Below are 19,171 nucleotides of genomic sequence, written 5' to 3'. Positions count from 1 at the left end.
ATAGTCGACCCGCTGAATGAGCGCTCTCCTCCCCTGCTACCACTGCAGCCTGCCGGTTCCCGCCGGCAGTCGTTTTTGCACGACCGTACTTAACGAGCGCCGCGAATTTTGCTGCCCCGGTTGCCAGGCCGTAGCAGAGGCGATTGTCGCGGGCGGCCTGGAAAGCTATTACAGCCATCGCAGCGAAGCGTCCGTTAACCCGCAGGCATTGCCGCAGCAATTGCAAGACGAGCTGGAACTGTACGACCGCGCCGATGTGCAGCAGGCGTTCGTTCACCATCAGGCTGACCTCGCGGAAACCACCTTATTGCTTGAAGGCATCAGCTGCGCCGCGTGTGGCTGGCTTATCGAACACCGCCTCAGACAATTACCCGCCGTCGCCGAAGCTCGCCTCAACCTGTCGAACCACCGTTTGCAGGTGCGTTGGGCCGACAGCCAGTTACCGCTCAGCGCCTTGCTCAGCGAGCTGCGCCACATCGGTTACGCAGCGCACCCCTATCAGGCCGACCGCGCCGCCGAACAATTAGCTGCCGAGAACCGTCTGACCCTGCGGCAACTGGGCGTGGCCGGCCTGCTGTGGTTCCAGGCCATGATGGCGACCATGGCCACCTGGCCGGAATTCAATATCGACCTGAGCCCCGAGCTGCATCAAATCATGCGCTGGGTGGCGATGTTTCTGACGACTCCTATCGTTTTCTACAGCTGCGCGCCGTTTTTCAAAGGTGCTTTCCGTGACCTGCGCACCCGCCATCTGACCATGGATGTGTCCGTGTCGCTGGCCATTGGCAGCGCTTACGTAGCGGGCATCTGGACGGCGATCACTGGCGTTGGCGAACTGTACTTCGACGCTGTCGGCATGTTCGCCTTATTCCTGCTGGCCGGCCGCTACCTTGAACGCCGCGCCCGCCAGCGTACGGCGGCGGCCACCGCACAGCTGGTCAATCTGCTGCCGGCGTCTTGCTTACGGGTGGATGCGTCCGGCCAAAGCGAGCGAATTTTGCTGCGCGAATTGCAAGTGGGCGAAGAGGTGCTGATTCAACCAGGCGCCGTCGTGCCGGCAGACGGCCGCATCACCCAGGGCCAATCCAGCGTCGACGAATCCTTGCTGACTGGCGAATACCTGCCACTGCCTCGCGGCGTCGGCGACCCTGTCACGGCGGGCACGCTAAACGTGGAAGGCCCGCTGCATGTAGAGGTGCTGGCTTTAGGGCCGGACACTCGCCTTTCCGCAATTGTTCGCCTACTCGACCGCGCCCAGGCTGACAAGCCGCGGCTGGCGGAAATGGCCGACCGCGCTGCGCAGTGGTTCCTGTTGGCAACGCTGTTGGCCGTGGCCGTGATTGGGGCGGTGTGGTGGCACCTGGATTCAAGCCGCGCGTTTTGGGTGGTATTGGCCATGTTAGTCGCCACCTGCCCCTGCGCGCTGTCGCTAGCGACCCCAACCGCACTCACCGCCGCCACAGGCACGCTGCACAAGCTGGGGCTGCTGCTGACACGCGGCCATGTGCTGGAAGGCCTCAATCAGATCGACACGGTGATTTTCGATAAAACCGGAACGCTCACCGAAGGCCGCTTAACCTTGCGTGCGATCCGTCCGTTAACCGGCGAAAGCGACGACGCTTGCCTGGCCCTGGCGGCTGCCCTGGAAAACCATTCCGAACACCCGATTGCCCGCGCCTTCGGCCGCGCCCCAGCGGCGGCAGAGAATGTCGTCAGCGTGCCGGGCCTTGGCTTGGAAGGCACGGTAGAGGGTCGGCATTTGCGCATCGGTCGCGCGGATTTCGTCGCCCAGTTGAGTGGGCAACCTGTGCCCGCCATGCCCGACGAAGCCGGACAATGGCTGCTTCTTGGTGACAGCGCAGGGCCAATCGCCTGGTTTGTACTCGACGACCGACTGCGCGCCGATGCGCCTGCGCTGCTGGCTGCCTGTAAAGCGCGAGGCTGGAAAACACTGCTGTTGTCTGGCGACACCTCGCCGATGGTCAGCAGCGTGGCGGCCGAATTGGGTATAGACGAAAGCCATGGCGGCCTGCGCCCCGATGACAAATTGGCGATGCTGCAAACGCTGCATGGCCAGGGTCGAAAAGTGCTGATGCTGGGCGACGGCGTCAATGACGTGCCGGTGCTCGCAGCGGCGGATATCAGTGTGGCTATGGGCTCGGCCACCGACTTGGCGAAAACCAGTGCCGACGCGGTGTTGTTATCCAATCGTCTGGACGCGCTCGTACAAACCTTCACCCTCGCCCGCCGCACCCGCCACGTGATCGTCGAGAATCTGCTGTGGGCCTGTCTGTACAATGGACTGATGTTGCCATTCGCCGCCCTGGGCTGGGTAACGCCGGTGTGGGCCGCAGTCGGCATGTCGGTCAGCTCGCTGACAGTGGTGCTCAACGCCCTGCGCCTGACCCGTCACCGCGCCGCGCCGCAACCAGCGGTTGTCGCCTGACCGCCCATTCGCACCCGGAGCTTGTATGCCCGCTTTGTACGTGTTGATTCCAATCGCCCTGATGATCGTCGCGGTGTGCATTTACATCTTTTTCTGGGCAGTCGACAGCGGCCAATACGACGACCTCGACGGCCCGGCGCACAGCATTCTGTTTGACGACCAGGACCCCAATCACCTGGCCGGCGTCGATCAGGCCAGCGGCCACAGCGACGTCGACAAAGACGACCAGGAACCGCCCCGTGCTTGAGCTCGCTCCGTTATTGGTATCGGCCGTCATTCTTGGCCTGCTTGGCGGCGGGCATTGCCTGGGCATGTGCGGCGGCTTGATGGGGGCGCTGACCCTCGCCATTCCCCCGGAACAACGTAGCCGGCGCTTTCGCTTGTTGCTGGCTTATAACCTCGGTCGCATCCTGAGTTATGCCTGCGCGGGCTTGCTGATCGGCATGGCGGGCTGGGCCGTGGCAAATAGCCCTGCGGTGATGGTGTTGCGAGTTATCGCGGCGTTGTTGCTGATCGCCATGGGCTTGTATCTGGCGGGATGGTGGAGCGGTCTTACGCGCATTGAAGCGTTAGGGCGCGGCTTGTGGCGTCATATCCAACCATTCGCCAGCCGCTTGATGCCGGTTTCGAGTGTGCCGCGCGCCTTGCTGCTCGGCTCTCTGTGGGGTTGGTTGCCTTGCGGGTTGGTCTACAGCACCTTGCTGTGGGCGGCGAGCCAGGGCAATGCACTAAACAGTGGCTTGCTGATGCTCGCTTTCGGCTTGGGCACGTGGCCGGTGCTGCTGGCCACCGGCATGGCGGCAGAACGCCTCACCGCAGTGCTGCGCAAGCGCAACGTGCGGGTCGCCGGTGGCGTGTTGGTGATTGTGTTTGGACTGTGGACCCTGCCGGGCCCGCATCAAGCGTGGCTAATGGGCCACGCCATGCATCACTGATTGGCGAATCAAGCCATCATCAGACCGGACATTTCCTGCAGCTGATCAGGCGACAAGGCCGCGTCATGAATGGCTTGAAGCAGCGCGCCATTGGCAGTGGAAATCGCGCCAGTGATCGAGGCAATTTCACTCTGCAGGCCCTGAGCCTTTTGCATTCTTTCTTCGTCAGATAGATCTTGGTCGGCCATCAGCGCTTGAAGCTCGGCCTGTTTCTCGGCCAGTTGCTGGCGCAATTCGCGGATCATTTTCAGCGCCTGTTTCACGTTATCCGGCAGGCTGCTTTCATCAATGTCTTTGTTCTTTTCACCCGCCTCTTTGATTTGCTTAGCCCGCTCCGACAGGGTCACTTTTATGCTTTCCAAAGCGGTTTGCATGTCTGCCGGTGCATCCGGATCGCGCGCCACCTTGGCGGCAACTTGTTGAGCCAGATGCCCGATGACCGCGCTGCTGTTGATCGGCAACATTTCCCTTCTCCCTCATAGCGACACAAGGATGTCGGCGAGAGGCCGGCGAACTTTAGGCGCATGGCCCGTCTGTGGCCTAAGCTGATACCCTTACGCTTTGTGCGTGCTTGGCTAATTAAGGATCCCTCACAATGAGCGAAATGATTAAAGCCCGCGGCCTGCCGGCTGTGCATTGCAAAGATTGCAGCCTCAGCGGTTTGTGCCTGCCGTTGTCGATGGATATGGAAGACATGGATGCGTTGGACGATATCGTCAAACGCGGCCGCCCCTTGAAGAAGGGCGAATTTCTGTTCCGCCAGGGCGACGCCTTCACTTCGGTGTTCGCCGTTCGTTCCGGTGCCCTGCGCAGTTTCAGCGTCTCGGATGCCGGCGATGAGCAAATCACCGGCTTCCACCTGCCGAGCGAACTGATGGGCATGTCGGGCATGGACGAAGAGTCCTATCCCAATTCCGCACAAGCGCTGGAAACCACCACGGTGTGCGAAATCCCTTTCGAAAAACTGGACGACCTGTCGCTGCAACTGCCGCAACTGCGTCGCCAACTGATGCGCATCATGAGCCGGGAAATTCGCGACGATCAGCAGATGATGCTGTTGCTCTCGAAGAAAACCGCGGATGAGCGAATCGCCTCGTTTCTGGTCAACCTGTCTGCCCGCTTCCGCGCGCGCGGGTACTCGGCCAACCAGTTCCGCCTGGCCATGTCGCGCAACGAAATCGGCAACTATCTAGGCCTCGCGGTGGAAACCGTGTCGCGGGTATTTACCCGGTTCCAGCAGAGCAATCTGATCGCCGCCGACGGCAAGGAAGTGCAGATTCTCGATGCCGCTCAGCTGTGCGCCCTCGCAGGCGGCAATCTCGACGAGTAAACACCGCGCGCGGCTTGTTAGAATCGCGCTTTTGTCACGCTAGCAGGCCCCCCGCGATGATCTCCGACGACTTCAGCATCAAATCCCTGATTCGCCCCGTGCCGGATTTTCCGAAACCCGGCGTGATTTTTCGCGATATCACCCCGTTGTTCCAGTCGCCAAAAGCCATGCGCATGGTTGCCGACAGCTTTGTGCAACGCTATGTCGAGGCCGACTTCAGCCACATCGGCGCCATGGATGCCCGTGGTTTTCTGATCGGTTCGATCATCGCCTACGCCCTCAACAAGCCGCTCGTGCTGTTCCGCAAGCAAGGCAAGCTGCCGGCCAACGTGTTGGCTGAGGCCTATCAAACCGAATACGGCGAAGCGTTTCTTGAAGTGCACGCCGACAGCTTGTGTGAAGGCGACTCGGTGCTTATTTTCGATGACTTGATCGCCACGGGCGGCACGCTGCTGGCGGCCACGAAACTGGTGCGACGCATGCGCGCCACGGTGTTCGAAGCGGCTGCCATTATCGATTTGCCAGAACTCGGCGGCTCGCAAAAACTGCAAGACGCCGGCATTTCCACCTTCTGTCTCACCCGCTTCGCCCTCTCCGACCGCTAACCGTCGGGCTCTACCTGTTACCTCTGCGCGCGCCCCGGCCAACCCTGTTGCCCGGGGCGCTGCACTTAGGTTGGGTGTTCGTGTTGCCAGCTTGGGCCAATCATTGAAAGCAATCGGCTGTGATAGCAACCAGTGATTCCGCCCAAGCCGTACAACAACAAGAGATCGCCGTCGGCGGTCCCCGGAGCCTTTATGAACGCGATTCCAACGCCTTCCAAACTGACCAAACCCAACGCCAGCTTTCCCGTGCGGCGCATGGATTTCAGCTTCTCGCAAACTGAAAAATACTGGTGGAGCGGCGACCCGTTCATGACGCATTTCATGAACAACCTGTCGTCACTGTTCCCCTATGGAGAGATGTTTTTCGTCGACAGCGTGCGTGCCGTGCGCGACACCATCACCGAGCCGCAGCTGAAGAAAGACATCAGCGCCTTCATCGGCCAGGAGGCCATGCACTCCAAAGAGCATGCGACCTACAACGAATACGCCGCCAAGCACGACATCAACCTGGAAAAACTTGAGCTGCGCATCAAGGTGCTGCTGGAGTGGGTGACCAAAATCACCACCAAGAAGCAACGCCTGGCCGCCACCTGCGCCCTGGAACACTTCACCGCGACCATGGCCCAGCAGTTGCTGCTGCGCGAAGACCTGACCACGCAGATCGACGACCCGAAGATGTACCAGTTGTGGATGTGGCACGCGATTGAAGAGAACGAGCACAAAGCCGTGTGCTACGACGCTTACCAAGCGGTAGGCGGTGGTTACTTCACCCGTGTGGCAATGATGGCAATCTCGACCGTGATTTTCTTTGGCGTGATCGGCTGGTTCCAAGTGCACCTGCTGCGCAAAGACCGTCAGCTGTTCAACCTGCGTAGCTGGGGCCGGGGTTTGCGCACCCTGTTCAGCCTGCGCAACGGCTTTTTGACCAAGCTGATTCTGCCGTACCTCGACTACTACCGCCCCGGCTTCCACCCGTTTGACCACGACACCAAAGTGCTGGAACAGCGCTGGAAAGATCGGTTGGGGTTTAGTGGTTAACGCTTACGTCCGCCTATCGCCAATCGGCCCCCTCTGCCCGCCTGCGGCAGAGGGAACGTTTTACGTCAAGGCTTCAATCGCCGCTCAACCGCAACTCCCCCACCGCCTGCAACACCGTCGCCCCCGCAAACATCATCAGAATCTGTGCCTGCGCCTCGGCGCATATAGCAGGACGGCGGTCGACCTGTTCGATGTAATCCAACGACTGCTGGAACAACTGCCGACTGATCATCGACGACACCTGCCGCACCGCCGACGGTTCAAGATTCGGCAGCAGTTGCAGCTTTTCAAGGTCTTCAGCCATGTCCAGGGCGAAGTCTTCCATCATCTGTTCGAGCGCATCGCGCAGCGGCTTTGAGCTGCCGTGCAGCTCGCGCACACCGACGATAAAAGCTTGCGGATTCTGCGCGGCGTAGTCGAAGAACAGCTCGACGGTTTCCTGGCAAACCCGCTGACCCCGGCGTAGATCAACGCCAAACACCAGCTTCACCTCGGCGTCCTGGCCTGCCCGCTGGGCCGCTTCGAAACGCAAGTCGCGCAGCGGTTGGCGGATGCGTGCGCCCATCTCGGTAATCATCTCGAGCCCCAGGTCGTCCACGGTTTTGAAGTGCCGATAGAAGGTGTTCGGGTTAAGCCCGGCTTCGCGCGCCAGCTCGCGCAAACCCAAGCCACTGAGGCTGCGACTGACCGCCGCCAAACGTAGCGCGGCGTCCAGCAGCAGGCGCTTGCCCTGAGCGGTAACGGTTTTTGTGGCGGTTTGTTCGGCCGGTGTGGTCATCGCAGCTCATCGCCCTACGGAAGATTGGGTTGAGTTTCCGGTATACGGGTGTATACATAACGCCAAGGTATACGACTGTATACGTCGGTATGCACAGTAGCAGTATTGCTCAAGTAGACAACTGTAGACAGCGACAACAATCATAACAGGAGCTTGTTCATGGGCGCACAACCTGCCGTTTCACCCGCAAACGCCACGCCTACCGACGCCACGCCCGGCGCCGTGCGGCACACGAAAATTGCCATCATCGGCACCGGCTTTTCCGGGCTGGGTATGGCTATCCGCTTGAAGCAGCAAGGCGACAACGACTTTCTGATGTTCGAGAAGGAAGCCGGCGTTGGCGGCACCTGGCGCGTCAACAACTACCCAGGGTGTGGCTGCGACGTGCAATCGCACCTGTACTCGTTTTCCTTCGAGCCCAATCCGCAATGGACGCGCATGTTCGCCCGCCAGCCGGAAATCAAAAGCTACCTCGAAGGCTGCTGGGAAAAGTACCGCTTGCAGCACAACACCTTGCTGCAAACCGAAGTGGCGGGCATGCGCTGGGATGATCAAGCCGAGCTGTGGCGCATTCACGACACCGCCGGCAACCACTACACCGCGCAATTCGTGGTGTCGGGCATGGGCGCGCTTTCGACGCCGTCGATTCCGCACCTCAATGGCCTCGAACGCTTCACCGGCAAGGTGTTCCACTCCCAGCAGTGGGACCATGAGTACGACCTCACCGGCAAACGCATTGCCGTCGTCGGCACCGGCGCCTCGGCCATCCAGTTCGTACCGCGAATTCAGAAACAGGTCGGCCAGCTGGATCTCTACCAGCGCACGGCCCCGTGGATCATGCCCAAGCCAGACCGCGCTATCAGCGACAAAGAGCGTGAGCGCTTCAAGCGCTTCCCGCTCGCGCAAAAACTATGGCGTGGCGTGATTTACGCCATGTTGGAGAGCCGCGTGATTGGCTTCGCCTTGCTGCCGCGCATCATGAAACTGGCGCAGTGGGTGGGCAAAGCGTTTATCAACAAGCAAATCAAAGATCCGGTGCTGCGCGCCAAAGTCACGCCCAACTACACCATGGGCTGCAAGCGCGTGCTGATCTCCAACGACTACTTCCCAGCCCTCACCCAGCCGAACGTCGACGTCATCACCGACGGCATTCAAGAAATTCGCGCCACTAGCATCGTGACCGCCGACGGCCAGGAGCGGCCGGTCGACGCGATCATCTTCGGCACCGGTTTCACCCCCAGCGACCCCATGCCCCGTGGCGTGATTTTCGGTCGCGAAGGCGTCGACCTGCTCGACACCTGGCCCGAAGGCCCACAAGCCTACAAAGGCACGCTGACTGCCGGCTTCCCTAACCTGTTTTTCCTCATGGGCCCGAACACCGGCCTGGGCCATAACTCGATGGTGTACATGATCGAGTCGCAGATTAACTACGTGCTGGGCGCCTTGAAGGTGCTGGACCAGGGCAACCTGCAAAGCCTGGAAGTGAAGCGCGACGTGCAAGACCGTTTCAACGCCAAAATCCAGGGCCAACTGGGCAAAACCGTGTGGAATGCGGGCGGCTGCATGAGCTGGTATCTGCACCCGGTCAGTGGCCGTAACTGCACCGTATGGCCGGGGTTCACCTGGCGCTTCCGCCTGCTGACGCGCAACTTCGACCCGGCGGCCTATCATTTCAATCGCGCCCAGCCAGCGCATCCCGCCCAAGGCTATTTGCCCGCCGTGGCGCAAACCAGCGAGGTGGCAGCATGAAGTCCTTCGAAAACAAAGTGGCCGCCATCACTGGCGCAGGTTCTGGTATCGGCCGCGCGCTGGCCTACGCCCTCGCCCGTCAGGGCTGCCATCTGGCCCTGGCCGATGTGAACAGCGAAGCCCTGGCTGAAACCGCTGCCACCGCGCGCACCTTGGGCGTGACCGTTACCGACAATCAGGTCAACGTCGCCGACCGCGACGCCGTGCACGCCTGGGCCAACCAGGTGGTGCTCGACCACGGCCGCGTAAACCTGGTGTTCAACAACGCCGGCGTCGCTCAGGGCGGCACCGTGGAAGGCAACGACTACGCCGACTACGAATGGATCATGAACATCAACTTCTGGGGCGTGGTGTACGGCAGCAAAGCCTTCCTGCCGCACCTGAAAGCCTCGGGTGACGGGCACATCATCAACGTGTCGAGCGTGTTCGGCCTGTTTTCGCAGCCTGGCATGAGCGCCTACAACGCCACCAAGTTTGCCGTGCGCGGTTTTACCGAATCGCTGCGTCAGGAATTGGATATGGCCGGCGGCGCGGTGTCGGCCAGCTGTGTGCACCCGGGTGGGATCAAAACCAATATCGCCAAGACCGCCCGCATGAACGACAGCCTCAGCAACGTCACCGGCCAGGCCGCCGACCAAGCACGCCAGCAGTTCAACGACCAGCTGCTGCGCACCACGCCGGACAAAGCGGCGCAGGTGATTCTGCGCGGCGTGTTGCGCAATAACCGGCGCATCTTGATTGGTGCCGATGCCTGGGCGTTGGACGGTATGCAACGGCTGCTGCCATCGCTGTATCAGCGCCTGGTAGTGGGCTCGATGCGCCTGGCGGCAAGGTTTGCGCCCAAGCCCAAGAGGGCCGTGGCCGAACAGAAGGTCACCGAATAACCGACGCCGCCCTGTAGGAGCGAGCTTGCTCGCGAACCCTGAAAACGCAGAGCTTCGCGAGCAAGCTCGCTCCTACGGTACTCCCTAGAACCGTCAGTCGTCAGCCGACCCTCAGCCCATATCCGATCTCGGCAACCACACCCGAATCAACGAAAACAACCGCTCCAGATCCAACGGCTTGGCCAGGTAATCACTGGCCCCGGCCTTCAAGCACTGCTCCTGATCGTCCTTCATGGCCTTGGCCGTCACGGCAATAATCGGCAGCTTGGTAAAGCGCGAATCCTGGCGAATGCGCCGGGTTGCTTCGTAGCCGTCCATTACCGGCATCATCACGTCCATCAACACCAGATCGATGTCCGGATTCTCGTCGAGTTTGTCCAGCGCCTCCTGGCCATTGCCGGCGCTGATCACCGTCACGCCCTTCTCGTCCAGCGCACTGATCAGCGCATACACGTTGCGCATGTCGTCATCCACCACCATCACCTGGCGGTTCTGGAAGACCTCATCGCGGTTCACGGCACCCTTGTTGGGCGAGCGACGTGAACGGCCGTTGGGGCTTTCGACTTTGTGCAGGAACAGCGTCACTTCATCCAGCAAACGCTCCGGCGAGCGTGCGCCTTTGATGATGATCGACCGCGAATGCTTGCGCAGGCTCTCTTCTTCGCCGCGTGTGAGTGGGCGAGACACATACACGATCACCGGCGGGTAGGCGTCGATGTGCTCGTTGGCCATGCGCGTCAGCAGTTCGTTGCCGTGCATGTCCGGCAGCTCCAGGTCGATGACCATGCAATCGAACGGGGTTTGGTGCAGCAGCGCCAGGGCCTGCTCGCCATGGGAAACAGCGGTCACTTCGATGTCGAGGTCATCAACCAGTTGGGCGATGCTGTCGCGCTGCCGGGCGTCGCCCTCGACAATCAGCAGCCTCTGCACCTTCTGGGTCAGGCGCGCCTCAAGTAATGAGAACACCTCAACCAGCGACTCGCGCGTCGTCGGCTTTTGCGCATAGCCGACGGCGCCCAGATGCAGGGCCAGTTCGGTGCGATCGTCGGCAGAAATAACATGCACAGGAATATGCCGCGTGCGTGGATCTTCTTTCAGGCGTTGCAGCAGCGACAGGCCAGGTTCGTCGGGCAAGCGCATGTCCAGCAAAATGGCGTCCGGTTGGTTAACGGCCAGCAGTTCGTAGGCCTCCGTCGAGCTGTGGGCCACCAGGCAGCGGTAATGAAGCTCGTGGGCAAGGTCGAAGAGAATTTGCGCGAACTTCACTTCGTCCTCAATCACCAGCACGCAGCGGCCGGGCATGTCGGGCTTGTGGCGGTCGTCGGGGAAGTGCGCTTGCGGGCGGGCAGGTGGCTCGTTTCGAGTGGCTTCGGCAGCTTTGCTGTCGCTGGCTGCAGTCCGTCTCACAGGCTCGCTGTTAATAAACAGCCGCCCCACATCAAGCGCGCGCCCCGCCATCGGTTCGGCGTAGTTGAGCGGCAGCCAGAGCGTGAATCGGCTGCCTTTGCCCGCCTCGCTTTGCACCGAAATATGTCCGCCTAACACCTCGGCAAGATTGCGCGAAATGGACAGTCCCAACCCGGTGCCACCGAAGTGCCGATTGATGCTGCCATCGGCTTGGCGGAAGGCCTCGAAAATGACGCCTTGCTGTTCAGGGCTGATTCCGATGCCCGTGTCGCTGACCACAAAGGCCACGCCGGCGTCAGCCGGCTCGATGCGCAAACTGACGCTGCCAGACTTGGTGAATTTGAAGGCGTTGGAGAGCAGGTTTTTCACCACCTGCTCAACGCGCTGCGCATCGCTGACAAAATGCACGGGCGCATCGCTCGCCACACGCACGTCGAAGTGCAGACCTTTCTCTGCCGCTTGCGGCTGGAACAACCGTTCCAGCCCATCGGCCAAACGTTTCAGCGAGGTTTCTTCAGGGCGAATTTCCAAGTGCCCGGCCTCGACTTTGGACAGGTCGAGAATGTCGTTGATGAGGGCCAACAAGTCTTTGCCCGAGGAGTAAATCAGCTCGGCGTGCTTGGTTTGTTGTTCGTCCAGATTGCCCTTGGCGTTGTCAGCCAGCAGCCGCGACAGAATCAGCGAACTGTTCAGCGGCGTGCGCAATTCATGGGACATATTGGCCAGGAATTCGGATTTATAGGTGCTGGCGCGTTCCAGTTCGGCGGCCCGTTGTTCCAGTTCGGCACGGGCTTGGGCCAGGGCATGGTTGCGCTCGTCCAGTTCATCGCGCTGGCGGGTGAGAAACTGCGTTTGTTGGTTGAGCTGGTCATTGGTCTGCTCCAGCTCGGCTTGCTGCTGTTCCAGATTGACCTGCGATTCCTGAATCAGGCGCGATTGATCTTCCAATTCCTCGTTGGCGCTTTTCAGCTCTTCCTGCTGAACCTGCAATTCTTCATTGAGCTGTTGGGTTTCGTGCAGCGATTCATGCAGGCGCTGGCGATAACGGGCGACATCGATGGACGTGCCCAGGCCATCGGTAATCGACTGCACAAAGGTCTGTTCGCGCTCACTCAGCTCGCGCATAAAGCCCAGCTCGAGCACGCCGTTGACGTCACCATTGTTCTGGATCGGCGCGAGCATCACGGCCATGGGCGCGTCCTGGCCCAGCCCGGAACTGACCTTTAAATAACCGGCATTAAGCCCCGGAATCACCCGGGCGCGCCGCTCTACCGCCACCTGGCCGACCAGGCCCGTACCGTCGCTAAATGCTTGCGGCGTGGCTTGGTGCTCGGCATCAAAGCCGTAATCCGCCACGCGTTCCAATTTGCCGTGGTCTTGGCGCACATAAAACGCACCGACGACCATATCCAGGTAATGGCCGAGAAAGGTCAGTGCGGTCATGCCGATAGAGGCGGTGTTGGGCTGGCCGATGATGCGTTCAGCCAGTTGCGACTGCCCTTCGCGCTGCCAGGCCTGTTGCTGCAATTGCTCGTTCACGACTTCGCGCTGTTGCAAGAGGGTGCTGTAAAACCGCGACAGCCGGACCAACTCGCGGCGGCCGAAGAACGCGAGGATGCCGCTGAATGACAGGTTGAATATCGCGTACACGCTGATGGTGAGAATCGCCATGAAACTGGCCCGCTCGTTGCGGTCGTGGCGCAGCTGCTGCTCGGTGGCAATGAAATCGGCGAATTGTTTGCGGATGGCGGTCATCAATGATCCGCCGGCGACTTTCACCGAGGCCGGCGGCGCATTGGTGGCTTGGCGCTGCGTGATCAAGTCGGCGGCCATTACGGCCCAGCGCTCCTGCAAATCCCGAATGTCGCGTACCCGTTCAAGCTGCGCGGGGTTGTCGGCGACTAACTGTTTGAGGCCATCCATATGGCTGCCGATGCGGCTGCGCGCTTCTTCATATGGCGCCAACACCTCGGTTTCGCCGGCAATCAGATAGCCGCGAAGGCCCGATTGCTGGTCGATGGTTAGCCGATACCCTTCGTTCGCTTGGGCAATGACCTGGTCCGTGTGCTCCACCCAACTGAGGACATACAACAGGTAGGCGACCAGGGCGATAAACAGCCCCGTACCCAGAACACCCGAACCAATAGGCAAAGCCAGGTTGCGGGTCAGCATTCGGCGAAAGGCGTGCTCATCAACTGCGGCACTGTTCATCTCGAGTCCTCCGATTGAACCAGTCATAAAGCTAGAGCATGGATGCCGGTTCCCTCACATCCGTTCAAACAACCTGAGGAATATTCCAGAGTCGTTTGGAGATTAGCTGCATTGCAGACGGCTTGCGTCATCCCGCGATTTTGTAGGAGCCAGCTTGCTGGCGAACGACGTAGTCACAGATTGCAGACGGTGACCGCACCTTCGCCAGCAAGCTGGCTCCTACAGAGCGGCTGCTGCGACGCCTTAGCCGGCCAACACGCGAGCCAAGGTGGCGCGCACTTTGTCCATGCCGTTGTCCAGCGCGCGCTCGATCTCGGCCATGGTGATGATCGCGTGACTCTTGCCCGCCGCCGGATTCACCACCAGGGCCAAACACGCGTAGGGAAGCTCCAACTCACGGGCCAGGGCCGCTTCGGGCATACCGGTCATGCCGATGATGTCCGCACCATCGCGCTCCAAACGCGCCACTTCCGCCACGGTTTCCAGACGCGGCCCCTGGGTGCAGGCATACACGCCGTGGCTGCTGTAGGCCACGCCTTCGGCAGCCAGGGCTTCGACCAGTTGGTCGCGCAGGATGTCGTTGTAGGGGTAGCTGAAATCGATGTGGGTAACGTGCTCCAACTCACCGGCAAAGAAGGTGTGCTCGCGGCCATGGGTGTAGTCGATGATTTGATGCGGCACGCAAAAGTGGCCGGTGCCCATGGCGGCGTGAATGCCGCCGACTGCGTTCACCGCGACGATGACTTCAGCGCCGGCATGTTTAAGCGCCCAGATGTTGGCGCGGTAGTTCACCTGATGCGGCGGAATGCGGTGCGGATGACCGTGGCGCGCGAGAAACAGCACTTCGCGGTCGGCATAGTTGCCGCGCAAGATCGGCGCCGACGGCGCGCCGTATGGGGTTTCGATATTCAGCACGGCGCTGATGGTCAGGCCTTCCAGTTTGGTCAGGCCGGTACCACCAATAATTGCGAAAACGGTCATGTCATATTTCCTGGGAAAAGAAGGCCTGCCCTAGATGAGCTGTGCCGCTTGCAGCTCGCCAACCGCTTGCAACCAACGGGGGTTCTGTTTGTAGTCGGTGCTCGAAACACCTTGGCCACGCATGCGCGCTAACCCGGTCGGCGGCGTTACGCGAAGGCGCTGCAAGGCGCTCAGGGCGAGCTCAGCGGCGGCGCGGTCGTTGCACACCAAGCCCATGTCGCAGCCCGCTGTTAGCGCGGCCTCGATACGGTTGGCGGCATCGCCGACCACGTGTGCACCGGCCATGGACAGGTCGTCGCTGAAAATCACACCGTCGAACTGCAATTCGCCGCGCAGAATTTCCTGCAGCCAGCGACGCGAGAAACCGGCTGGCTGGTCGTCTACCTGCGGGTAAATGACATGGGCGGGCATCACGGCAGCCAGTTGCTTGCTCAGGCGGGCGAAGGGTTGCAGGTCGTTGGCGCGGATATCGTCCAGGCTGCGCTCGTCCACGGGGATGGCCACGTGCGAGTCAGCTTCCGCCCAACCGTGACCCGGAAAGTGTTTACCGGTGGCGGCCATACCGGCCGCATTCATGCCGCGAATAAAGGCGCCCGCCAACAGCGCAGCGCGCGCCGGATCGCCATCGAACGAACGGCTGCCCACCACGGCGCTGCGCTGGTAATCCAGATCCAGCACCGGGGCGAAACTGAGATCGAGCCCCACGGCCAGCACTTCAGTGGCCATCAGCCAACCGCACTGCTCAGCCAAGCGCTCGGCGTTGGCGTTATCAGCTACGGCGCGCATGGCCGGCAGGCGCACAAAACCTTGGCGCAGCCGCTGCACCCGGCCGCCTTCCTGGTCGACCGCCAACAGCAGGTCGGGACGCACAGCGCGGATGGCGGCAGACAGTTCGCGCACCTGGCGCGGGTCTTCAATGTTGCGCGCGAACAAGATCAGGCCGCTCACTTCGGGCTGACGCAGAATCTGGCGGTCTTCAGCGGTCAGCCAGGTGCCGCCGATATCCAGCATCAATGAGCCTTGCAGGCCAACAGTCATAACAAATCCTTAGCTGAGAGCGGCCGTCGCCCACTGCGGGCAGGCGGCTTCGTCAATTTTTACCGGGCAATGGAGAGGCACGCGGGGGAAGAGTTCCAGCACATCGGTGTTGCGCAGGCGGATGCAACCATGGGAAAGCGGCACGCCCATGGGCTCGCTGTCGGGCGTGCCGTGTAAATAGATGTAGCGGCGGAACGTATCGACCGGGCCGAGGCGATTAACGCCCGGCTCGCAGCCGCTGAGCCAGAGAATGCGGGTGAGGATCCAGTCGCGGCCCGGGAATTGCGCGCCAAGTTCGGCGGACCAGATTTCCTGAGTCCAGCGCCGGCCACGCAGAACCGCGCCCAAGGGCAAACCGTCACCGATTTTCGCGCGCACCTGGTGCAGGCCGCGCGGCGTGCAGTTCGAACCGTTCTGCTCCCCTGCCCCGTTCAATGCCGTAGAAACGGGCAAGCGCAACACCAGGTGCCCTTCGGCAAAACCGTAGAGCAGCTGGTCAGCGATGGAAATGTGCAGCGAGTCGAGGATCGTCATGGGCGGCAAGCTTAGCCGATCACGCCCGCTGCTGGCAGCAGGCGATTTGAGGGTTTTACACCTTGCTGGGCTGAAGTGCCGGCGCGGAGGTTTTGGTGCGCGGGCGCAGCTGGGCGCTGGCCAGGGCGTCGTCGGTAACGCCGGTTTCCGAACGCATGCCGGCGGCTAGGAACGGCACCATCAAGCGCATCACCTGCTCGATGGAGGTGCTCACGCCGAAATCGGTCTCGGCAATCGCCCGCAGCGCCTTGATACCCGACATGCTGAACGCCGCCGCGCCGAGCATAAAGTGCACGCGCCAGAACAGCTCAATCGGTGGAATACGCGGCGCCGCTTCGTGGACCAATTGCATATAGCGGCGGAACACCTTGCCGTACATGTCTTCCAGATAACGACGCAAATGGCCTTGGCTCTGACTGAAAGCCAGGCCCAACAGACGCATGAAAATCGACAGGTCATTGCCACTGCGCGGCTTCACCGCCAGGGCTTGCTCCACCAGCATTTCCAGCAGCTCTTCAAGACTGGCTTTGCTCTCAGGTTTGGCTTGGCGGCGGTCCAGCTCGCGCTCGAGGCTGGCGCAGAATGGCCCGAGGAAACGGGAGAACACCGCTTGAATCAGCGCTTTCTTGGAACCGAAGTGGTAATTCACAGCGGCCAGGTTGACGCCAGCTTTACTGGTGATCAACCGAAGGGATGTCTCGGCAAAACCTTTTTCCGCGAAGAGCTGCTCTGCGGCATCCAGGATGCGTTCGACTGTTTCTGACTGAGCCATGGGAATCACCTGACAAACACTTGTTTGAAACATACGTTTCAAGCGGTGAAGTTGTCAAGTCGCAGCAACCGTAATTTGGCTGGCCAGTCACGTTGCGCTGTAACTATCACTTTCGCTTACGAATTTCACTTATGAAAGCAGAAACTTTACAGCCGCAACGCACAGAAGCATTGCCAAGCGCCGATCACTGTATATAATCCCAGTCACTGTATAAAAAGACAGAGGCCGGACATGCTCAAACTCACGCCACGCCAAGCCGAGATTCTCGCCTTCATCAAGCAATGCCTTGAAGACAACGGTTACCCGCCCACCCGCGCTGAAATTGCGCAACAGCTTGGGTTCAAATCGCCCAATGCTGCGGAAGAACACCTGAAGGCCCTGGCGCGCAAAGGCGCTATTGAGATGACGCCCGGCGCTTCCCGTGGCATTCGCATTCCCGGTTTCGAGCCGAGCAGCGACGAAGAAACCGGCTTGCCCATTATCGGCCGCGTTGCCGCCGGTGCGCCGATTCTGGCGCAGCAGCATGTCGAAGAATCTTGCCGCATTAACCCCGAGTTCTTCCACCCTCGCGCCGACTATCTGTTGCGTGTTCGCGGCATGAGCATGAAAGACATCGGCATCTTCGACGGCGACCTGCTTGCCGTGCACACCACCCAGCAGGCCCGCAACGGCCAGATTGTGGTGGCGCGCATCGACGATGAGGTGACGGTGAAACGCTTCAAACGTGAAGGCGACAAAGTCTGGTTGATCGCCGAAAACCCCGAGTTCGCCCCCATCGAAATCGACCTGACCGAACAGGATCTGGTGATCGAAGGATTGAGTGTCGGCGTTATTCGCCGCTGAGGAGGCTGTATGCAGTTCCCACAAGCGCTGGACCGTACCCAACTGCCATTGTTCGACGCCTTCCTGACGCAATCGTCGGCGCCGTTGTTGACCGATATCGTTGAAACCGGTTGGTTCGAAGAGCCAGAACCAGAGACATTCAGCGAGCTGTTGCTGCGTGGTGCTGCCGGGAACTGCCTGCACCTGCTGGCGCCGATCCTGCGCGAACTGAGCCAGGAGCAAGACGCTCGCTGGCTGACCCTGATCGCCCCGCCCGCCAGCCTGACTCAGGCCTGGCTACGCGATGCGGGCCTGAACCGCGAGCGCATTCTGTTACTGCAACCGCGCTCGGGGCAAAGCCCATTGGAGCTAGCCTGCGAAGCGCTGCGACTGGGCCGTAGCCACACGGTGGTGAGCTGGCTGCATCCGCTGCATCGCCCTGCCCGCGACCAGCTCGCCACGGCAGCGCGCACGGGTAAAGCGCAGAGCTTGAACATCAGCTTGGGCTAGTTGCGTCGGCTGGATTAGTGGCGTCGGCTGATTGGGTTGGATTGCGCCGTATTGGGTAAGCCAACCGATGGTTTTGAACCTGTGATGTTTTTGTAGGCGCGGCTGGACGGCATTTCGATTAGCCGCGATGCGTGATCCGCAGCATGCTCGGTCAACCCAACCGGCAAGCCGTGCGCTCGTTCCCGGTCTTATAAAAAAGGCACCTGCTCAGGTGCCTTTTTTATAGGGCCGGGTTCGGCTCAGCAATTAATGCAGAACGCGCGGGCCTTCGTCTTTTTCAAAGTCGCCTTCTGCCAAGCGGCCGGCCATTTGAACGCCGACGTTGAGCATGGCTTTGGCCACTTCAACGTGGTGGCCTTGAAGGAATGCCTTGGCATCCGCCGAGAAATCCAATACCACCAACGCCTCTTCATCCTCGGCGCGACGCAGGGCAATTCGCCCGTCGGGCAACTCGACAATTTCTAGAAAGGATGTAGGCATAAACTTAAATCTCCACGTGAGGCCGGCAGTGTATCAGCCCGTCGGCCCTCTTCCCTAGCCCAGCCATCCACTCGCTTGACGCAACGGCCAGAAAAACTCAGCACTCGCTCAGCGTTTCACGGAAGCGCAAAGCCAGGGTTTTCAGGTGCTGGCGCCAGCTTTCGAGCTCTGCTCGAGGCAGCAGCGGTTGCTCCTCATCCAGGCTGTAGGCTTCGATCAACGGTAGCGTCGGGTCGAGTTTGGCCTTTGCGGGCGCTTTGGGCGGCAGGAACAGTGCCTGGTATGCGCTGATCATTTGCGCCAGCCAGGTTTCGGACTGCTGAGCCAATTCCACCAGCTCCGCCAGTTCCGGACTGGGCGTAGCGCTCAACACGGCCGGCGTCAGAATCGCTTCCACACGAGGCACGTTCACCTCGTCGAAGCGGTAGTAGCCGGCCACTTCATGGCACAAACCAAGCAGCGCGCCATAGAGATGAAAGAGGCACGCCTCACGCTCGGCCAAAATCAGCGCCGGCGCGTTGACCGCCTGGCCTTCCTCGGCACGCCGCCAGGCTTCCAGCGACAAACCGGCGAAGAACAATTTTTGATTGGTGCGGGTATAGAGTTCATGGGCCATTGCGGCACCCTCCACGGCAGACAGACTCACCATAC

19 protein-coding genes are annotated in these 19,171 nt (G+C 60.7%); 10 read left to right on the top strand and 9 right to left on the bottom strand.

The window, feature by feature from the left end; translation table 11 throughout:
- Positions 1–16: 16 nt before the first annotated feature.
- From ACZZ0Q_RS09695 to ACZZ0Q_RS09685, 3 genes are read left to right on the top strand one after another with little or no spacing between them, the layout of a single operon-like run.
- The gene (locus tag ACZZ0Q_RS09695) at positions 17–2,446 is read left to right on the top strand and encodes a heavy metal translocating P-type ATPase (protein ID WP_463539168.1); all 2,430 of its coding nucleotides are present in this window, start codon (positions 17–19) and stop codon (positions 2,444–2,446) included.
- Positions 2,447–2,471: 25 nt separating this feature from the next.
- Positions 2,472–2,693 carry a cbb3-type cytochrome oxidase assembly protein CcoS gene (gene ccoS, locus ACZZ0Q_RS09690; protein WP_463539169.1) on the top strand — a complete coding sequence of 74 codons (222 nt, stop codon included), beginning with the start codon at positions 2,472–2,474 and terminating at the stop codon, positions 2,691–2,693.
- Positions 2,686–3,381 carry a sulfite exporter TauE/SafE family protein gene (locus ACZZ0Q_RS09685; protein WP_463539170.1) on the top strand — a complete coding sequence of 232 codons (696 nt, stop codon included), beginning with the start codon at positions 2,686–2,688 and terminating at the stop codon, positions 3,379–3,381. The genes ccoS and ACZZ0Q_RS09685 overlap by 8 nt, the downstream gene beginning before the upstream one ends.
- Before the next feature lie 8 nt (positions 3,382–3,389).
- On the opposite strand, the gene ACZZ0Q_RS09680 is transcribed toward ACZZ0Q_RS09685, so the two are convergent.
- On the bottom strand, positions 3,390–3,845 hold the full coding sequence (locus tag ACZZ0Q_RS09680) for a hypothetical protein (RefSeq protein WP_463539171.1): 456 nt from the start codon (positions 3,843–3,845) through the stop codon (positions 3,390–3,392).
- Between the two features lie 131 nt (positions 3,846–3,976).
- Between ACZZ0Q_RS09680 and fnr the strand changes: the two genes are divergently transcribed.
- The 3 genes from fnr (at position 3,977) to ACZZ0Q_RS09665 (ending at position 6,354) form a co-directional block, all read left to right on the top strand.
- Positions 3,977–4,711 (top strand): fumarate/nitrate reduction transcriptional regulator Fnr, encoded by a 735-nt coding sequence (gene fnr / locus ACZZ0Q_RS09675; protein ID WP_463539172.1) that lies wholly within the window; start codon positions 3,977–3,979, stop codon positions 4,709–4,711.
- A gap of 56 nt (positions 4,712–4,767) precedes the next feature.
- The gene (locus ACZZ0Q_RS09670; RefSeq protein ID WP_463539173.1) at positions 4,768–5,316 is read left to right on the top strand and encodes an adenine phosphoribosyltransferase; all 549 of its coding nucleotides are present in this window, start codon (positions 4,768–4,770) and stop codon (positions 5,314–5,316) included.
- A 192-nt stretch (positions 5,317–5,508) separates the two neighbouring features.
- On the top strand, positions 5,509–6,354 hold the full coding sequence (locus ACZZ0Q_RS09665) for a metal-dependent hydrolase (protein ID WP_122450592.1): 846 nt from the start codon (positions 5,509–5,511) through the stop codon (positions 6,352–6,354).
- Positions 6,355–6,427: 73 nt separating this feature from the next.
- Here the strand turns inward: ACZZ0Q_RS09665 and ACZZ0Q_RS09660 are convergent, their stop codons facing one another.
- Positions 6,428–7,132 carry a TetR family transcriptional regulator gene (locus ACZZ0Q_RS09660; protein ID WP_463539174.1) on the bottom strand — a complete coding sequence of 235 codons (705 nt, stop codon included), beginning with the start codon at positions 7,130–7,132 and terminating at the stop codon, positions 6,428–6,430.
- Between the two features lie 159 nt (positions 7,133–7,291).
- On the opposite strand from ACZZ0Q_RS09660, the gene ACZZ0Q_RS09655 reads away from it, so the two are divergent.
- Positions 7,292–8,881, top strand: a complete 1,590-nt coding sequence (locus tag ACZZ0Q_RS09655) for a flavin-containing monooxygenase (protein ID WP_463539175.1) — start codon at positions 7,292–7,294, stop codon at positions 8,879–8,881.
- Positions 8,878–9,765 (top strand): SDR family NAD(P)-dependent oxidoreductase, encoded by an 888-nt coding sequence (locus ACZZ0Q_RS09650; RefSeq protein WP_463539176.1) that lies wholly within the window; start codon positions 8,878–8,880, stop codon positions 9,763–9,765. Before ACZZ0Q_RS09655 ends, ACZZ0Q_RS09650 begins: the two co-directional genes overlap by 4 nt.
- A 111-nt stretch (positions 9,766–9,876) precedes the next feature.
- On the opposite strand, the gene ACZZ0Q_RS09645 is transcribed toward ACZZ0Q_RS09650, so the two are convergent.
- The 5 genes from ACZZ0Q_RS09645 to ACZZ0Q_RS09625 all read right to left on the bottom strand — a co-directional run bounded on the left by ACZZ0Q_RS09645 (position 9,877) and on the right by ACZZ0Q_RS09625 (position 16,708).
- On the bottom strand, positions 9,877–13,383 hold the full coding sequence (locus tag ACZZ0Q_RS09645) for a response regulator (RefSeq protein WP_463539177.1): 3,507 nt from the start codon (positions 13,381–13,383) through the stop codon (positions 9,877–9,879).
- A gap of 243 nt (positions 13,384–13,626) precedes the next feature.
- On the bottom strand, positions 13,627–14,364 hold the full coding sequence (locus tag ACZZ0Q_RS09640) for an S-methyl-5'-thioinosine phosphorylase (RefSeq protein WP_463539178.1): 738 nt from the start codon (positions 14,362–14,364) through the stop codon (positions 13,627–13,629).
- Positions 14,365–14,394: 30 nt separating this feature from the next.
- A complete protein-coding gene (gene nagZ / locus ACZZ0Q_RS09635) occupies positions 14,395–15,390 on the bottom strand; it encodes a beta-N-acetylhexosaminidase (protein ID WP_463542201.1) in 996 nt (331 codons plus the stop codon).
- Between the two features lie 21 nt (positions 15,391–15,411).
- Positions 15,412–15,936 carry a L,D-transpeptidase family protein gene (locus ACZZ0Q_RS09630; RefSeq protein WP_463539179.1) on the bottom strand — a complete coding sequence of 175 codons (525 nt, stop codon included), beginning with the start codon at positions 15,934–15,936 and terminating at the stop codon, positions 15,412–15,414.
- Positions 15,937–15,991: 55 nt separating this feature from the next.
- The gene (locus tag ACZZ0Q_RS09625) at positions 15,992–16,708 is read right to left on the bottom strand and encodes a TetR/AcrR family transcriptional regulator (RefSeq protein WP_463539180.1); all 717 of its coding nucleotides are present in this window, start codon (positions 16,706–16,708) and stop codon (positions 15,992–15,994) included.
- 231 nt (positions 16,709–16,939) lie between these two features.
- Between ACZZ0Q_RS09625 and lexA the strand changes: the two genes are divergently transcribed.
- Both lexA and sulA read left to right on the top strand, forming a co-directional pair.
- Complete coding sequence (gene lexA, locus ACZZ0Q_RS09620) at positions 16,940–17,551, top strand: transcriptional repressor LexA (RefSeq protein ID WP_463539181.1); 612 nt, start codon at positions 16,940–16,942, stop codon at positions 17,549–17,551.
- A 9-nt stretch (positions 17,552–17,560) separates the two neighbouring features.
- Positions 17,561–18,040, top strand: a complete 480-nt coding sequence (gene sulA / locus ACZZ0Q_RS09615) for an SOS-induced cell division inhibitor SulA (RefSeq protein WP_463539182.1) — start codon at positions 17,561–17,563, stop codon at positions 18,038–18,040.
- 246 nt (positions 18,041–18,286) lie between these two features.
- On the opposite strand, the gene ACZZ0Q_RS09610 is transcribed toward sulA, so the two are convergent.
- Both ACZZ0Q_RS09610 and ACZZ0Q_RS09605 read right to left on the bottom strand, forming a co-directional pair.
- Positions 18,287–18,520, bottom strand: a complete 234-nt coding sequence (locus tag ACZZ0Q_RS09610) for a hypothetical protein (protein ID WP_110614760.1) — start codon at positions 18,518–18,520, stop codon at positions 18,287–18,289.
- 97 nt (positions 18,521–18,617) lie between these two features.
- Positions 18,618–19,136 (bottom strand): DUF6586 family protein, encoded by a 519-nt coding sequence (locus ACZZ0Q_RS09605; RefSeq protein WP_463539183.1) that lies wholly within the window; start codon positions 19,134–19,136, stop codon positions 18,618–18,620.
- Positions 19,137–19,171: the final 35 nt, after the last annotated feature.

Source organism: Pseudomonas sp. AC070, assembly GCF_979258635.1.
This window is presented reverse-complemented; position numbering and strand designations above follow the sequence as displayed.

Excerpts from the sequence above, each read along its gene's own strand:
- ACZZ0Q_RS09695 (WP_463539168.1), top strand. The coding sequence starts at position 17 with ATGAGCGCTCTCCTCCCCTGCTACCACTGCAGCCTGCCGGTTCCCGCC.
- ccoS (WP_463539169.1), top strand. The coding sequence starts at position 2,472 with ATGCCCGCTTTGTACGTGTTGATTCCAATCGCCCTGATGATCGTCGCG.
- ACZZ0Q_RS09680 (WP_463539171.1), bottom strand. The coding sequence starts at position 3,845 with ATGTTGCCGATCAACAGCAGCGCGGTCATCGGGCATCTGGCTCAACAA.
- fnr (WP_463539172.1), top strand. The coding sequence starts at position 3,977 with ATGAGCGAAATGATTAAAGCCCGCGGCCTGCCGGCTGTGCATTGCAAA.
- ACZZ0Q_RS09670 (WP_463539173.1), top strand. The coding sequence starts at position 4,768 with ATGATCTCCGACGACTTCAGCATCAAATCCCTGATTCGCCCCGTGCCG.
- ACZZ0Q_RS09665 (WP_122450592.1), top strand. The coding sequence starts at position 5,509 with ATGAACGCGATTCCAACGCCTTCCAAACTGACCAAACCCAACGCCAGC.
- ACZZ0Q_RS09660 (WP_463539174.1), bottom strand. The coding sequence starts at position 7,132 with ATGACCACACCGGCCGAACAAACCGCCACAAAAACCGTTACCGCTCAG.
- ACZZ0Q_RS09655 (WP_463539175.1), top strand. The coding sequence starts at position 7,292 with ATGGGCGCACAACCTGCCGTTTCACCCGCAAACGCCACGCCTACCGAC.
- ACZZ0Q_RS09650 (WP_463539176.1), top strand. The coding sequence starts at position 8,878 with ATGAAGTCCTTCGAAAACAAAGTGGCCGCCATCACTGGCGCAGGTTCT.
- ACZZ0Q_RS09645 (WP_463539177.1), bottom strand. The coding sequence starts at position 13,383 with ATGAACAGTGCCGCAGTTGATGAGCACGCCTTTCGCCGAATGCTGACC.
- ACZZ0Q_RS09640 (WP_463539178.1), bottom strand. The coding sequence starts at position 14,364 with ATGACCGTTTTCGCAATTATTGGTGGTACCGGCCTGACCAAACTGGAA.
- ACZZ0Q_RS09630 (WP_463539179.1), bottom strand. The coding sequence starts at position 15,936 with ATGACGATCCTCGACTCGCTGCACATTTCCATCGCTGACCAGCTGCTC.
- ACZZ0Q_RS09625 (WP_463539180.1), bottom strand. The coding sequence starts at position 16,708 with ATGGCTCAGTCAGAAACAGTCGAACGCATCCTGGATGCCGCAGAGCAG.
- lexA (WP_463539181.1), top strand. The coding sequence starts at position 16,940 with ATGCTCAAACTCACGCCACGCCAAGCCGAGATTCTCGCCTTCATCAAG.
- sulA (WP_463539182.1), top strand. The coding sequence starts at position 17,561 with ATGCAGTTCCCACAAGCGCTGGACCGTACCCAACTGCCATTGTTCGAC.
- ACZZ0Q_RS09610 (WP_110614760.1), bottom strand. The coding sequence starts at position 18,520 with ATGCCTACATCCTTTCTAGAAATTGTCGAGTTGCCCGACGGGCGAATT.
- ACZZ0Q_RS09605 (WP_463539183.1), bottom strand. The coding sequence starts at position 19,136 with ATGGCCCATGAACTCTATACCCGCACCAATCAAAAATTGTTCTTCGCC.